The organism is Streptomyces sp. NPDC028308 (assembly GCF_055565855.1).
Window position 1 is genome coordinate 433,385 of the sequence record NZ_JBVHTO010000002.1, and the last position, 15,052, is coordinate 448,436.

A 15,052-nucleotide genomic window follows, 5' to 3' on the forward strand; every position below is an offset into this window, starting at 1 on the left:
GTCCGGTCCTACACCTACTGGATCAACCGGACCCCGTGCCGAAGGACCGCACGCCGAGCCACTGTTCGGCTCCGAACTCCTCGAAGCGAGTCACTTCCGTGAAGCCCAGTCCGGTCGCGAGGCGCATCGAGGGGGTGTTGGCGGTCTGGGTGCAGAGCAGTACCGGCTCGCCGGGGACCGTGGCGGCGAACCAGTCGAGGGCCGCCGTGCACGCCTCGGCGGCGTAGCCGCGCCCCCACGCCCCGGGCAGGAGCATGTAGCCCAGCTCGGCCTCGTCCGCGTCGGGACGGATGTGACCTGGCCGCTCCGCGTCGCGCCGGTCGAGCGACACCGTGCCGATCATCGTTCCGCCGAGCTCGATCACGAAGACGCCGGGGCGCCGCCCGGGCACCGCCGGCACCGCGCGTTCCAGCTCGTCGCGGGATCGATGCCCTCCGAGGTAGGTGCCCGCCTCCGGCGAGGCGAACAGCTCGATGTACGCCGCACGGTCCCGCGCCTCGGACTCGCGCAGGACGAGCCGTTCGGTGCGTATCGGGGCAGGCGGCCAGCTGACGGGCCCGAGTTCAGCCATGGCGGGGAACCTATCGCACGGCCCGTGAGGGGCCGTGCGGGTGGTCCGCCCGACTGCGGGCACGCGCCTCGTCCGAGGTGCGCCGGTCCGCTCACCCAGTCCCCCAGGTCTCGTCAGGCGCCCGGGACGCGGGCCGAGTCGGGGCCGTACGGGCCGTCGGGGTCCAGCCGAGGGGACGGGGTGACACGCGCCGGTTCACCGACCGCCGGCCGGGGCGGCCTGCGGTCGCCACGGGTCTCGGCGATCGCCAGGTCCACGCACGCCAGCAGGTCCTCCTGGTCGGCGACCAGGCGCATGCGGTGGGCGGCACTGCCTTCGGCGAGGGCCTCCTCGGTGAGCGCCGCGACGGTCTCCCAGTCGCCGTGGGCCTCCAGCTGGGGCCGTACGCGCTGGAGGAGGGCGCGGATCACCTGCGCCGCGGGCGCCTCACGGCGGGTGCCGGGGTCGATCAGGCCGTCCTCCAGGCCCGACCGGGCCGCCCGCCAGGTCGCGGCGCGGAGCCACTCGTGCCGTCCGCTGCAAGCGGGCGCACCGGCCGTCTCCAGACGTTCGCGGGCATGCGTGACCAGGGCGCGGAAGAGGCCGGCGATCAGCACCACCGTCTCGGGCCGAGGGCAGGCGTCGCAGACGCGCAGTTCGAGGGTCCGCTGGTGGGCGGAGGGCCGTACGTCGTAATAGATCATGCCCGCGTCGCTGATGACGCCCGTGCCGATGAGCTCGCTCACGGCGGCGTCGTACTCGGCGGCGTTCGCGAAACACCCGACGGGACCGGCGGTGGGCCACCGCTGCCACAGCAGCGTGCGCCAGCTCGCGTAGCCGGTGTCGGCGCCCTGCCAGAACGGGGAACTGGCGGACAGCGCCAGCAACGGCGGCAGCCACGGCGACACCTCGCACATGATCCGCACCGCCGTGTCGCGGTCGGGCACGTCCACGTGCACCTGCGCCCCGCAGATCAGCTGCTCGTCGGCGACGGCGCGGTACTCGTCCACCATGTGCCGGTAGCGGACACCGGGAGTGGCCGGGACGGCCGACATACGGCGCGCCAACGGCACCGTCCCAGCTCCCACCACGGCGAGTCCCTGCGCGGAGGCGGCCGTGTCCAGTCGCCGCCGGCTGCCGAGCAGATCGGTGTGCAGGTCGTCCAGCGAGGCGTGCACCCCGCTGTTCGTCTCCACGACGGACTGCTTCAACTCGGTGGTGAACGTCCCCTTGGGAAGCCGTTCGAGCAGGGAGCCTGCCCGCGGCACCAGGAGGCCGGTCTCCACCTCGACCACGTGGAATTCCTCTTCCACTCCGATACGCACGGTCACGGCCACTCCTTGAGGTGAGGGGCGACGCCGAGCGGCCCGCTCCGCAGATCCGAACTCCGCCGAGTGCACTGGGCGGTGGCTTGTGCAACTCGGAGTGCCCACACGGGGGCCGAGTATGCGTGCCGGGAGCCCTGGGGCCTGGAGGACCGGGAGCGGCGTCCGGCCGTACGGGCGCCGGTGGTCGGTGTGACGGCTTCACCGGCGCGAGGGACGGGGATGCGCCCGTCGTCGCCGGACTCCGGCCCGGTCAGCGACGGAAACCGTGGATGAGACGGGCCAGGACGGCGGGACGGCTGAAGTGCACCGCGTGGGCCGCGGCGGGGACGACGACGAGACGGCTGTCGGGCAGTGCGGCGGTCACCCGCTCGGCCCACGGGATGGGAGCCACGCGGTCGCCCGCCCCGCGCACGACGAGGACGGGCACCCGTACCGCGCGCAGCCGGGCCGTGAACGGCCCCAGCGCCTCGCGCCGGGCCTGTCGGAATCCGGCGACGAACCGCGAGACCCCGGTGACCAGATAGTCCGCCGCGACGAGCACGAGCAGGGCGAGCGGTTCCCTGGGCGCGTCGGCCACCAGACGCAGGAACTGCCGCCACGGTGAGGGGTGCGCCGTGTCCAGGGCGGGCCCCACCAGGACCAGGCGTTCCACCGGGGAGCCGTGCGTGGCGGCGAGCGCCACCGCCACTTGGCAGCCCACCGAGTTGGCCACCACGACGCAGGGCCCGATCCCGGCGGCCGCGTGCCAGCGCCGCAGCGCCCGTACGGTCGCCGCCGTGTCCGGGGCACGCCGCGACGCGGAACGGGAGCGGGCGTTGCCCGGCAGATCGGGCACCAGCACCCGGCGCCCCGCCGCGGCCAGCTCCCGGGCCAGCGGGTAGAAGTAGCGTCCGGAGAGCCCGAGGCCGTGCAGCAGCACCACGACGGGTTCCGTCGTCGGCCACGGCCCGAAGCGGCGCGTGTACAGCCCGGCGACGCGCGCGGCGTCGCCGTCCGCAGGTCCGTGGGCCACGGGCAACCGCCGCATCCGACTCCTCGCCTTCTCGGTTCTCCTCGCCGCGCGGGCCTTCCCGCGGTTCAGGACGGCCTACCCGCTTCCTCGTCCGCGCGGGTACGTCGGCAGGCGTCCGTCGCGCTCCCTGCAAGGGTGCCTCCTGGAGGGTGCTACCCCCGAACCGGGCGGATACGGCGCCGTTCCGCAGGTCGGCGCGCCGTGCGCGTAGGAGCCGCCGGTTCCCCGTCGCGCTCAGCGGGACGAGGAGAGGGCCCGGTTCCGCGTCCCGGTGACGGCCATGTCGATGAACCTGGCCAGCGTCACCGCGTCCTGCGGGGCTTCGGCCTGGAAGGCGAGGCGGCGGAGCACCTTGACGTCGTCGAGTGCGACGCCCTCGCGGGCGAGGACGAAGACGAGCGTGAGGAAGGCGGAGCGGGCGTTGCCGTCGTCGAAGGGGTGGAAGAAGCAGACGTCGAGGTAGGCACGGGCGGCGCGGGCCGCCAAGGGCAGGGGTCCCTCCATGGCGCTCTCGGCGAGGCAGGCGTCGAAGCGTTCGCGGGTGTCCGCGTCGATGCCGTAGCGCTCACGGCCCTCCTTGGCGAAGGCGGGCTGCGTGCGGAACTCCGGGGGCCCCGGTGTGCCGAGTACGTGCCGCTGCCAGCCGCGGAGCAGGTCGAAGTCCGGGCGGGCGCCGCGTGCCGCGTCGGCCCGCAGCAGGTGCAGGGCGGTGAGCAGTCCCTCGGCGCGGGCCGGGTCCAGCGCGCCGTCGAAGAGGCGGATGTCCTCCGCCGCACCGTCGCGGGCCGGCTCCACGGCACCCGCCTCTTCGGTGTCCCCGGCCTCGGGCCACGGCACCGACTCGCGCACCGTCAGCCAGCGCCGCAGATGGTCAGGCAGCGGTCCGCCGTCCGGCTCCGCGTCGTCGGGGCGTAGCGACCGGGCGAGCCGCTCGGCGATGTCGTCGACGAGTCGGCGGTCGGGGCCGGTCCAGCTCCGGAACCGTCCGCCGACCGCCCGCTCGACCAGGACCTGTGCGGTGTCGGGTGCGATCCCCCAGTGGTCGAGGAACCAGGCGAGGACCTGGTGGCAGTGCCCGTGCCAGCCGCTGCCGCAGCCGGTGCGGTCGGTGACCTGGATGATCAGGTTGCGGGCGGCGCACTCCCACAGGATGCGCTGGTCCTCGACGTCGGCGAGGTCGAGCGGGTACGCCTCGAAGCGGCCGGCGAGGCTCTCCAGCCAGTCACGCCATTCGCACAGCGCCGCGACGACCCGGGGAAGTGTCTCCTCCGGGGTGGTGACGGAGTCGCGGGGGCAGCACCAGTGGCCGACCGGGCCGCCGTCGAAGTCCCCTTCGTCGTGCGACCAGCGCCAGCCCACGGTCCAGCGGCCGTACCGCTCGACCAGGGCCTGCGACATGGCGTCGGCCCACGGCTCGGCCACCTCCCGGTCCCATGCGGTCATCACCGGGTCGGCGAAGGGGACGTCGGGCCTGCGGGGCACGTTCCGGGCCGGTCCGAGCGAGCGCACGACCTGCTCGACCGAGGCGCGGTCGAAGGGATGGCGGACCGGTTCGACGTCGTCCCAGTCCAGGTGACGGGCCGACAGCACATGAATCACCGCGCAACCCTGCCATCCGGGTACGGGGGCGGCGCAAACAGTTTTCCGGCCCGCCCGGGCCTCACGACGGTGAGGGCCGGGACGAGGGCGACTTCATCGGCTCCTCGGGGCGGCGTCCCGGACCGCCGCCCCTCGCCGCGGTCAGTCGCCGACGTACTCCGCGAGGTGTTCGCCCGTGAGGGTCGAGCGGGCGGCGACGAGGTCGGCCGGGGTGCCTTCGAAGACGACGCGGCCGCCGTCGTGGCCGGCGCCCGGGCCGAGGTCGATGATCCAGTCCGCGTGGGCCATCACCGCCTGGTGGTGCTCGATGACGACGACCGACTTGCCGGAGTCGACCAACCGGTCGAGCAGGCCGAGGAGTTGTTCCACGTCGGCGAGGTGCAGGCCGGTGGTCGGCTCGTCGAGGACGTACACGCCGCCCTTCTCCGACATGTGGGTGGCCAGCTTGAGGCGCTGGCGTTCGCCGCCGGACAGGGTGGTGAGCGGCTGGCCCAGGCTGAGGTAGCCGAGCCCGACGTCGGCCAGGTGGGTCAGGATCTTGTGGGCGGCGGGGGTGCGTGCCTCGCCCTCGGTGAAGAAGGCATGGGCCTCGGTGACCGGCATCGCCAGGACTTCGGCGATGTTGCGCCCGCCCAGGTGGTATTCGAGCACCGACGCCTGGAACCGCTTCCCCTCGCACTCCTCGCAGGTGGTGGCGATGCCGGCCATCATGGCCAGGTCGGTGTAGATGACCCCGGCGCCGTTGCAGGTGGGGCAGGCGCCCTCGGAGTTGGCGCTGAACAGCGCCGGCTTCACGCCGTTGGCCTTCGCGAAGGCCTTGCGGATCGGGTCGAGCAGTCCGGTGTACGTCGCCGGGTTGCTGCGCCGGGATCCCTTGATGGCGCTCTGGTCGACGGTCACCACGCCGTCCCGTCCGGCGACCGAGCCGTGGATCAGCGAGCTCTTGCCCGAGCCTGCGACCCCCGTGATCACGGTGAGCACGCCGAGCGGGATGTCCACGTCGACATCGCGCAGGTTGTGCTCGGTGGCGCCCCGCACCTGGAGCGCGCCGGACGGCTCGCGCACCGCGTCCTTGAGGACCGCGCGGTCGTCGAAGTGCCGTCCGGTGACCGTGCCGCCGGCCCGCAGCCCCTCGACGGTGCCCTCGAAACAGACGGTGCCGCCTCCCGTACCCGCGCCGGGCCCGAGGTCGACGACGTGGTCGGCGATCGCGATCGTCTCCGGCTTGTGCTCCACGACCAGCACCGTGTTGCCCTTGTCGCGCAGCCGCAGCAGCAGGTCGTTCATCCGCCGGATGTCGTGCGGGTGCAGACCGATGGTGGGCTCGTCGAACACGTACGTGACGTCGGTCAGCGCCGAACCGAGGTGGCGGACCATCTTCACGCGCTGCGCCTCACCGCCCGACAGCGTTCCCACCGGCCGGTCCAGCGAGAGGTAGCCGAGCCCGATCTCGACGAACGAGTCCAGCGTCTGCCCCAGCGTGGCGAGCAGCGGCGCCACGGACGGCTCGTCGAGGCCGCGGACCCAGTCGGCCAGGTCGCTGATCTGCATCGCGCACGCGTCGGCGATGTTGGTCTTCCCGATCCGTGAGGAGCGCGCGGCCTCGCTGAGCCGGGTGCCCTCGCACTCGGGGCAGGTGGTGAACGTCATGGCCCGCTCGACGAACGCCCGGATGTGCGGCTGCAGGGCCTCCTTGTCCTTGGACAGGAACGACTTCTGGATCTTCGGGATCAAGCCCTCGTACGTGAGGTTGATGCCGTCGACCTTGATCTTGGTCGGTTCCTTGTGGAGGAGGTCGTGGAGCTCCCGCTTGGTGAACTTGCGGATCGGCTTGTCCGGGTCGAAGAAGCCGCAGCCCTTGAAGATGCGTCCGTACCAGCCGTCGACGCTGTAGCCGGGGACCGTGAGCGCGCCCTCGCTCAGCGACTTGCTGTCGTCGTACAGCTGCGAGAGGTCGAAGTCGGTGACGGTGCCGCGTCCTTCGCAGTGCGGGCACATGCCGCCGGTGATGCTGAAGCTCCGCCGCTCCTTCACCGTCCTCCCCGCGCGCTCCAGGGTGACCGCGCCCGCTCCGCTGACGGAGGCGACGTTGAAGGAGAACGCCTGGGGTGAGCCGATGTGCGGCTTCCCGAGCCGGCTGAAAAGGATCCTCAGCATCGCGTTGGCGTCGGTGGCGGTGCCGACGGTGGAGCGGGAGTCGGTTCCCATCCGCTGCTGGTCGACGATGATCGCGGTCGTCAGTCCTTCGAGGACGTCGACGTCGGGCCGGGCGAGCGTGGGCATGAAGCCCTGCACGAAGGCGCTGTAGGTCTCGTTGATCATCCGCTGCGACTCCGCGGCGATCGTGCCGAAGACGAGCGAGCTCTTGCCGGAGCCGGAGACGCCCGTGAACACCGTCAGCCGCCGCTTCGGGATCTCGATGCTGACGTCCTTGAGGTTGTTCACGCGCGCGCCGTGCACGCGGATCATGTCGTGGCTGTCCGCGGCGTGCGGCGCAGGCGACTGCGTGTCCGTCCTCGTGGCCCTGCTCATCGCGTCTCCATCTCCTGGTGGGACCGCTCGCGCGGTCTCCGTCGTCCCCGCCCGGCCCGCCCTCGCCCCGGCGAGCCGCACGGCTCCGGCTTCCTGGCAGTCACGGTAGGCGGAACACCCTGGCCGGCGCTTCTCGAATCCTGATCCGTCCGGTGCTCCGCCCCACCTTCGGGGACATCTCCGGACATCCGTCGTGCGGATCTGACCGGTGTACGGGGCGAGCCGCCGTGCGTCCGCGGCGCACCGCCACCTCGCTTCGACCCGGGCCGGGCGGCATGAGACCGTCCTGTGTGAACGCACGCTTCGTCACGTGCTCAGGAGAGCCGGCCGCCGCCGGACCGGGAAGGGTCACATCATGATCATTTTTGGCACCAAGGGATATCTGTACCAGCTGGCGATACTCACCCTCGTGTGCGGCCGGTGCGGGAACCCCTCCGCGCACACGCTCCGCAAGCGCGTCACGAAGTTCACCCTGTTCTTCGTACCGCTGTTCCCCTTCTCCACGAAGTACCAGACGCAGTGCACCTTCTGCGGCGCGGAGCAGAAGGTGACGAAGGAGCAGGCGGCGCAGTTGGAGGGGCAGGCGGCCGCCGCCGGCACCGGTCAGCCCTACGGACAGCCTCAGCAGCAGCCCTACCAGTCGTGATCCCCGGTGGGGCCGCCGGTGTCCGGCGGCCCCACCCCTCGTCCCGCGGTGGATGTCATCCCTCCGCGGCCTCCGAGACCGGCACGGCCGCCCCCTCGTCCCCGGCCTCCGCCTCGTAGCGCAGCACGTCCCCCGGCTGGCACTCCAGTGCCTCGCAGAGCGCGGCCAGGGTCGCGAAACGCACCGCCTTGGCCCGGCCGTTCTTGAGCACCGCGAGATTGGCGGGCGTGATCCCCACACGTTCGGCGAGTTCGCCCACGGACATCTTCCGCCGGGCCATCATCACGTCGATGTCGACGGTGATCGGCATCAGATCACCTCGTTGAGCTCGGCCCGCATCCGTGCCGCCTCCATGTCGCGTGCGACGGCCTGGGCGAGCAGCATCCGCAGGACGAGCACGATGAGGGCGACGCCGAGGACCGCCACGCCGACTCCGCCCAGGAGCAGGACCACTCCGGGGGCGACGGCCTCACCGGGCGCCAGGAGGACCCCGAGCAGGAACACCAGGAGCGCGGCGGCCACGACCGCCCCCATCACGACGTCCACGTACCGGAAGGCGCCGTCCGAGAACACCGTGCCGCGGCGCACCATCGTCACCAGTCGCCATACGCAGACCAGGACGACCTGGACCGCCACGATGCCCAGGACCGTGATCACGAGGAACGGCGCGCGAGGGAAGTCGAGGTCCTCGTCCACCCCGCGCAGGTCGGCGGCGAGCAGGGGCACCATCACCGCCTGGACGAACACCGAGCCCGCCATCAGCATCACGAGCACGGCGCGCAGCGCGCGCACAGTCATCACTCCCATATCTCTCCCTCGATCGACCAGCGATGGAAATCTATCGAAACTCGATAGGTGAGAGCAAGCGCTGCGCCTCATCGTGTTCGGTGGACCCTCACCCGTGAGCCGGGCTCGCGCACACGGCCACACGCCCCCTCCGGAACCGGTGCACCTTCCGCCCCGGTGATAATCGAGCGGTGACGGAGACAGGCTTGGGAGACGCACTGCGTACCTCCACCAGCAGTGCCGCGCGCCGGCAGAGTTTCGTGCGGACGGAGACCGGCAGCGCCGCACTGCTGCTGGCCGCCGTGGTCGCGGCCCTGCTCTGGGCCAACATCGCACCCGGCGCGTACAAGGCGGTCTGGCGTACGCAGCTCTCCGTCAGCCTCGGCTCGCACCAGCTCTCGCTCGACCTGCACGAATGGATCAACGCGGGACTGATGAGCCTGTTCTTCTTCCTCGTGGGTCTGGAGGCCCGCCGGGAGTTCGACATGGGCGAGCTGCGCGACCGGCGCTGGATGGTGCTGAGCGCCATCGCCGGACTGACCGGCATGGTCGTCCCGGCCGTCGTCTACGTGGCCCTCAACGCCGGGCACACCTCCGTGCACGGCTGGGGTGTGGCCATGTCGACGGACACCGCCTTCGCGCTCGGCATCCTCGCTCTCTTCGGCTCCAGACTCCCGGCGTCGCTGCGGGCTTTCATGCTGTCGATCTCCGTGGTCGACGACCTGGTCGCCCTGCTCGTGATCGCCTTCTTCTACAGCGAGGACATCCGGCTCCCGGCGCTGCTGGTGGCGATCGTGGCGCTGCTCCTGATCGTCGGCCTGCGGGTGCTCGGCGTACGCCGCGGCGTGTACTGCGCGGTGCTCTCGGTCGTGGCGTGGGTGGCACTGTACGAGGCGGGGGTGGACCCCGTCGTGACGGGACTGGCCGTGGGCGCGCTGGTCATCGCCTATCCCGCCGACCGGGTCGATCTGGAGCGGGCCAGCGGCCTGTTCCGGCTGTTCCGTGAGCAGCCGACGCCGGAACTCCAGCGCTCGGCGGTCCAGGGGCTCGCCGCCGCGCTCTCCCCCAACGACCGGCTGGAGCAGCTGTTCCTGCCCTGGGTGAGCCTGGTGATCGTGCCGCTGTTCGCCCTCGCCAACGCGGGCATCCCGCTCAGCATGGACACCCTCGCCGACGCGTTCACCTCCCGCATCACCCTGGGCATCCTGTGCGGGTACGCGGCGGGAAAGGTGCTCGGCGTGGTGGGCTCCATGGCCGCCGCGCGCTGGCTGAGCCGCGGCCGGCTGCGCCCCGGCGTCGGGTGGGGCTCGGTCACGGCCGGCGGCGCCATCGCCGGTGCCGCGTTCACGGTGTCGCTGCTGATCGCGTCACTGGCGTTCGAGGGGCGGGCACTGGAGCAGGCCCGGATCGGCATCCTCTCCACGCTGGTGGCGGCCTTCCTGATCAGCTGGGCGGTGACCGGCGTGATCTCCCTGCTCCCCCCGGCACGCCGGGCCCGCGCGCTGCTCGGCACCAACGAACCCCTGACCGATCTGGCGGTCGCCGTCGACCCGCGACACGACCGCGTACGGGGACCCGAGCACGCGCTGGTCACGCTGGTGGAGTACGGCGACTTCGAGTGCCCGTACTGCGGCCAGGCGGAAGCGGCGGTACGCGAACTCCTCGGCACGGAGACCGACGTGCGCTACGTGTGGCGGCACCTGCCCCTCAACGACGTACACCCCCGCGCGCAGCTGGCCGCGGAGGCGTCGGAGGCGGCGGCCGCCCAGGGCGAGTTCTGGGCGATGCACGATCTGCTGATGGACCGCCAGCACGCGCTCACCAAGACCGACTTGCTCCGGTACGCGGCCGAACTGGGCCTGGACGTCGCGCTGTTCCGCAAGGACCTGGAGCGGCGTTCGGGGGCGCGCCGGATCGCCGAGGACGTGGACTCCGCGGACCTGAGCGGCGTCTCGGGCACGCCGACGTTCTTCGTCAACGGACGCCGCTACCACGGCGCCTACGACATCACCGCCCTGCACGACGCCGTGGTGCAGGCACGGCAGCGGGCACTCGCCGCAGGCGTCTGACGGGTTCACCCGCCGGACCCCACATGGGCCGCCGCCGCGCTGAGCGGCGGCCCACAGCGCCCTCGCCGACGACTCTCAGCGGCGGACGTGGGCGTCGCCTCCCGGTACCCGCGGGCGCCGGGAGGCGACACTTCCCCACGCCTTCGGGCGCGGGGAGTGGTACTTCACCGGGTGCGCCCGGACGGTTCCTCCTCGGCGGTGTCGTGCGCCCGGTCCGCGGGTGCCGGGGCGGGTTCGGCGACACCCGCGCCGGGTCCCGCTGCCGCGCCCACCGCTCGGTCCCCGTGCCCCGGCCACCAGGCCGCGTGGCCGATCAGCGCGGTGAGGCTCGGCGTGAAGAACATGGACATCACGAAGGCCGCGACCGCGATCCCGAACGACACCGCGAAGCCCATCTCGGTCAGGAGCGCGTTGCCCGCGAGCATCATCGTGGCGAAGGTCGCCGCCAGGATGAACCCGGCCGCCGCCACGGTCGGACCGGCGTACCGGAGCGCCATACCGGCCGCCTCGCGCGGATCTCGGCCCTCGCGCGCCTCCTCGCGGAGCCGGGCGATCATGAGGATGTTGTAGTCGGTGCCGATGGCGACCACGAAGAGATACATGATCACCGGGAGCATGAACATCAGCCCCGAGTGCCCCTGGCCGTCCTGGAAGATCCAGACGGTGGCACCGAGAGTGGCGCCGAACCCGAGACCCACCGAGGCCATCAGATACAGCGGGGCCACCACACTGCGCAGCAGCAGCCCGAGGATCACCATGATCAGGACGGCGGCGACCGGGAAGACCGTGCGGTAGTCGTGGTTGACCGCGGTGCCGATGTCCTTGTAGATCGATGACATGCCGCCGACGAGGGCTTCGGTTCCGTCGGGGGCGGCTGAGTGCGCGACGTCGCGCACCTCGCCCACGGCGTCGATCGCCCGGTCCGTGGACGCCTCGTACTCGAGGGTCACGGTGAAGTCGGCGGTGGTGCCGTCCTTGTTCAGCTGGGTCAGGCGGGCGCTCGCCACACCGTCCACGGCACCGAGCTTGTCCGCGTATCCGTCGAAGGCGGCCTTGTCGAGCGGCTCACCCCCGGTGCTGGAGAGGTAGACGTCGGTGGGGGCGGCGGCGCCGGCCGAGTACGCCTTCTGCATCTCGTCCTGGACGACCATGGACTCCTTGGTGTCGGGCATGGACCCCGACGCCAGGTCGAACGTGGCCTTGTAGCCGAACATGCCGAGCGAGAGCGCGACCAGGACGAGGCCGGACAGCGCGGCGGTGAGGGCCGGGCGGCGCCGCACACCGCGGCCGAGGGCGGCGAAGCGGGCGTTCTCCGGCTCCTGCCGCCAGGACTTGGACGGCCAGAAGACCTTCGGGCCGATGAGCGAGACGACCGCCGGGATGAGGGTCAGTCCGGCGACCAGTGTGGCGGCGACCGCGATGGCGAGCGCCGGGCCCATCTGCTTCAGGAAGCCGAGCGTGGACAGGACCAGCGCGAGGAAGGCGATGATGACCGCGCCGGCGGCGGAGGCGATGGCCTCGCCGACCCGGCCGACCGCGTTGACCATGGCCTCCTTCGGTTCGTCACCGGCGCGCAGACGTTCCCGGTAACGGAACATGAGGAAGAGGAAGTAGTCCGTGCCCACGCCGAACAGCACGACGATGAGGATCGACGAGATCGAGCTGTTCGCCTGGAGGTCGAACAGCTTGGTGGCGTACGCGATCAGCCCGTTGGCGATGGCGGACACCAGTCCGATCAGGACCAGTGGCAGTACGGCGAGGATCGGCGCCCGGAAGATGATCAGCAGGGTGACCAGGATGATCACGAAAGTGCCGATGCCGATCAGTGCCTGACCGCGGCTGGAGGACTCCTGCTGGTCGAGGGCCTGCGCGGCGGAACCGCCCAGCTTCACGTCGAGGTCGGTGCCCTTGGTCAGCTCCTTGACGTCCGTACGCAGGGTCTCGGCCGCGTCGGCCTGTTTGGGCTGGCCGGCGTTCTTGCTGTCCATCTGGACCAGGGTCATGGTGTAGCGGCCGTCCTTGGACGGCCGGCCGGCGACGACCTTCTGCACCTGGTCGATGTGCTTCTCGCCCAGCTCGCGGGTGATGCGGGCGACGTCCTTCTTGTCGGCGGCGGTCAGCTTGCCGCCGTCGCCGCGCTGGTAGAGGGCGATGGCGGACGGGGTGAAGGCGCTGGGGAACGCCTTCTCCTGAAGGTCGGCCGCCCTGATCGATTCATAGCTGCTGGGCAGAAAGCTGCTCTCGTCACTGCTCGAGGGCAGACTCGGGGCGGTGGCGACGATCGCCACCGCCGCGATCAGCCATGCCACGATCGTCCACACGGGATGTCGGACGACGGCGTTCCCGATACTTCGGAACATGCGGAAGGTCCTCCTACGCAGGAAGATCACCACAGCCCGGGGAGCGGACCCTGGCATCGGCGACCCCGACCGGCGCCCTCCACCGGCACCGGCCGATCGGTTGTCTTGGGCTCCGATCGTAGTGACCGCAACAACAATCCTCAGGCAGAGCGCCGGACTTGACGCGATGATCACTTCGGTGGCCGGTTTTGGAGCAACGCGAACACGACGGAGCCGGTCGGGGCCATGGGCGGCCCCGCGTGGCCGGGCCCGGTCCGGGCCTCAGAACTTGCCTTCGTGATTCACCCATACGAGGAATCCTGGGCCTGGGATAGGACGTGGGGGTCCGCCACGAGATCCGTGCACGCCCCCCCGGAGACATCGCGGTGCCCCGGGGTGCGTGCTTCCCCGGGGCACCGGTCGTTACGTTGTGTCGGGCTGTGGCGTGTCAGCCGATGGTGAGCGTTTCGCGTGGGGCCGCCGTGGTCAGCGCGGCTCCGAAGTTCCCCTCCACCTCCGCCTTTTCGGCGGTGTTGGGATAGGGGTTCGTGCACGAGACGCCCGCGCTGGAGCCGGACATCAGGCTGGAGCAGGGGCCGGGCTTGCGGTCGGGCAGGCCGAGGATGTGCCCCAGCTCGTGGGACGAGATGCGGACGGTGTTGTACCCCTGGTTGACGGCCTCCCGTCCGATGTAGACGGTTCCGTTGCCGAGCGAGGTGGTCAGCGCGCGGGGCCATCCGTTGTCCGCGAGGACCCGGATGTTGGCGCGCTGTCCGGAGGCGACGGGGCGCAGTTCGACGCCGTCGACGCTCTCGTTCCAGATCGCGGCACCCCGGTCCACCGCACTCCGGAACTCGGCGGAGCCGCTCGCGTCGTACGTGACGACACGGGCGGCCGAGACGGATCCGGCGCTCGGGGTGGGGGCGGCCGTGGCTTGGCCGCCCATCAGGGGCAGGGACAGCAGCAGCGTGGCGGCGAGACCGCCGGTCGTGGTCCGGACGTGCATGGTCGACCTCCTTGTGGGGGCAGGCAGTCGTGCACATGACATTCGCTGACTCCCTCCCCCACCGGAACGAAGACCAATCCGTCATTCCGGAGCGCGACTTGGCGGACCGCCGCCCGACCGCCCGGCCCCCGTCACGAGGAGCGCGGGGGCACGCACCCGAACTCGCGCCGCTGTCAGCGCTGTTCACGCTCGACGGGGAGCCACAGTTCCGCGTCGGCCTCCGTCCCGTCCGGCGACAGGCTCGTCCGCAGGATCTCCGGGCCGGGCCTGCTGCGGTACGGATTGGAGGGGAACCATTCGGTGAACACGTCCCGCCACAGATTCTGGATCGCCTCCGGCACGGGCCCCGAGACATTGAAGACCGCCCAGGTACCGGCCGCGACCGGAAGCCTGACCGTGCCCTCGGGAGCGGCCGCGGACGTGATCACCCCTTGGTAGTAGTCGAGTTCGGTGCCCTCGGCACGGCTCGGGTCCAGGTCGTCGCAGACCGCGACGACGCCCAGTGGTTCCTGGTCCGACATCCCCTTCAGCCGCTCCAGCGTCCCCGGGTCGATGCCGCGGACGAAGTCGATGATCGCCTGGTTCGGACCGCTGTGCACCAGTGGCACCCGGGCCTTGAGTCCCACGACGCTGAAGTCCGGCCTGTACACGACGCGGTAGCGCATGCTGCTTGTCCCTTCGACGGTGAGGCGGAAGGACAGCCGGGGCTGGGACACCAACGAGGCACCGGTGCGCCGCGCCTCGCCCGGACCGACACCGTGCACGGCCCGGAACGCCCGGGCGAACGCCTCACCCGATCCGTAGCCGTAGCGCACCGCGATCCCCAGCAGCGGCTCGCCTCCCGCGAGTACCTCGGCACCCGCGACGGTGAGCCGCCGGCGCCGGACGTACTCCGACAGCGGCATGCCCGCCAGCGCGGAGAACATCCGGCGCAGGTGGTACTCCGACGTGGCCGCGATGCGCGCCAGCTCCGCCACGTCGAGGGACCGGTCCAGGTGGCCCTCGATGTGCTCCATGGCCTGGTTGAGCCGCTCCAGCACGTCCGGCCTCCTTCCTGTCTGTCGATCACCACGCTAGGCAGTGCACCCCGCCCCGGACCCGACATCCTGTGCCCGATCCAGTCGGGTCCCCGCGGCGCTCGCACACCGATCCTCAGTACGACCCCGTCCGCACCCCGACGGGGCA

Annotated in this window: 12 protein-coding genes; 2 read left to right on the forward strand and 10 right to left on the reverse strand. The window is 71.5% G+C overall.

The features are described from left to right. Positions 1-22: 22 nt before the first annotated feature. From ACZ4VA_RS06270 to ACZ4VA_RS06290, 5 genes are all read right to left on the reverse strand, one after another. A complete protein-coding gene (locus tag ACZ4VA_RS06270; RefSeq protein ID WP_356167854.1) occupies positions 23-571 on the reverse strand; it encodes a GNAT family N-acetyltransferase in 549 nt (182 codons plus the stop codon). Between the two features lie 113 nt (positions 572-684). After that, positions 685-1,881, reverse strand: coding sequence for a carboxylate-amine ligase (locus ACZ4VA_RS06275; protein ID WP_468080084.1), 1,197 nt, complete (start codon positions 1,879-1,881; stop codon positions 685-687). A gap of 247 nt (positions 1,882-2,128) precedes the next feature. Continuing rightward, positions 2,129-2,905 (reverse strand): alpha/beta fold hydrolase, encoded by a 777-nt coding sequence (locus ACZ4VA_RS06280; protein WP_388905207.1) that lies wholly within the window; start codon positions 2,903-2,905, stop codon positions 2,129-2,131. Positions 2,906-3,124: 219 nt separating this feature from the next. Then, the gene (locus ACZ4VA_RS06285; protein ID WP_468080087.1) at positions 3,125-4,489 is read right to left on the reverse strand and encodes a Fic family protein; all 1,365 of its coding nucleotides are present in this window, start codon (positions 4,487-4,489) and stop codon (positions 3,125-3,127) included. A gap of 141 nt (positions 4,490-4,630) precedes the next feature. After that, a complete protein-coding gene (locus tag ACZ4VA_RS06290; RefSeq protein ID WP_468080089.1) occupies positions 4,631-7,021 on the reverse strand; it encodes an ATP-binding cassette domain-containing protein in 2,391 nt (796 codons plus the stop codon). Between the two features lie 355 nt (positions 7,022-7,376). Here ACZ4VA_RS06290 and ACZ4VA_RS06295 point away from each other — a divergent pair, with 355 nt between their 5' ends. Next, entirely contained in the window at positions 7,377-7,667 is a 291-nt protein-coding gene (locus ACZ4VA_RS06295; RefSeq protein ID WP_356172175.1) for a zinc-ribbon domain-containing protein, read from the forward strand. Between the two features lie 55 nt (positions 7,668-7,722). On the opposite strand, the gene ACZ4VA_RS06300 is transcribed toward ACZ4VA_RS06295, so the two are convergent. After that, entirely contained in the window at positions 7,723-7,977 is a 255-nt protein-coding gene (locus ACZ4VA_RS06300) for a helix-turn-helix domain-containing protein (protein ID WP_468080091.1), read from the reverse strand. Then, positions 7,977-8,474 carry a DUF2975 domain-containing protein gene (locus ACZ4VA_RS06305; RefSeq protein WP_355793986.1) on the reverse strand — a complete coding sequence of 166 codons (498 nt, stop codon included), beginning with the start codon at positions 8,472-8,474 and terminating at the stop codon, positions 7,977-7,979. The genes ACZ4VA_RS06300 and ACZ4VA_RS06305 overlap by 1 nt, the downstream gene beginning before the upstream one ends. Before the next feature lie 185 nt (positions 8,475-8,659). Here ACZ4VA_RS06305 and nhaA point away from each other — a divergent pair, with 185 nt between their 5' ends. After that, positions 8,660-10,522, forward strand: coding sequence for a Na+/H+ antiporter NhaA (nhaA, locus tag ACZ4VA_RS06310; protein ID WP_468080093.1), 1,863 nt, complete (start codon positions 8,660-8,662; stop codon positions 10,520-10,522). A gap of 164 nt (positions 10,523-10,686) precedes the next feature. On the opposite strand, the gene ACZ4VA_RS06315 is transcribed toward nhaA, so the two are convergent. The 3 genes from ACZ4VA_RS06315 to ACZ4VA_RS06325 all read right to left on the reverse strand — a co-directional run bounded on the left by ACZ4VA_RS06315 (position 10,687) and on the right by ACZ4VA_RS06325 (position 14,907). Further along, positions 10,687-12,882, reverse strand: a complete 2,196-nt coding sequence (locus ACZ4VA_RS06315) for an MMPL family transporter (protein ID WP_356172187.1) — start codon at positions 12,880-12,882, stop codon at positions 10,687-10,689. 427 nt (positions 12,883-13,309) lie between these two features. Next, positions 13,310-13,867, reverse strand: coding sequence for a snapalysin family zinc-dependent metalloprotease (locus ACZ4VA_RS06320; RefSeq protein ID WP_355791014.1), 558 nt, complete (start codon positions 13,865-13,867; stop codon positions 13,310-13,312). A 173-nt stretch (positions 13,868-14,040) separates the two neighbouring features. Then, complete coding sequence (locus ACZ4VA_RS06325; RefSeq protein WP_356172190.1) at positions 14,041-14,907, reverse strand: AraC family transcriptional regulator; 867 nt, start codon at positions 14,905-14,907, stop codon at positions 14,041-14,043. Positions 14,908-15,052 lie beyond the last annotated feature (145 nt).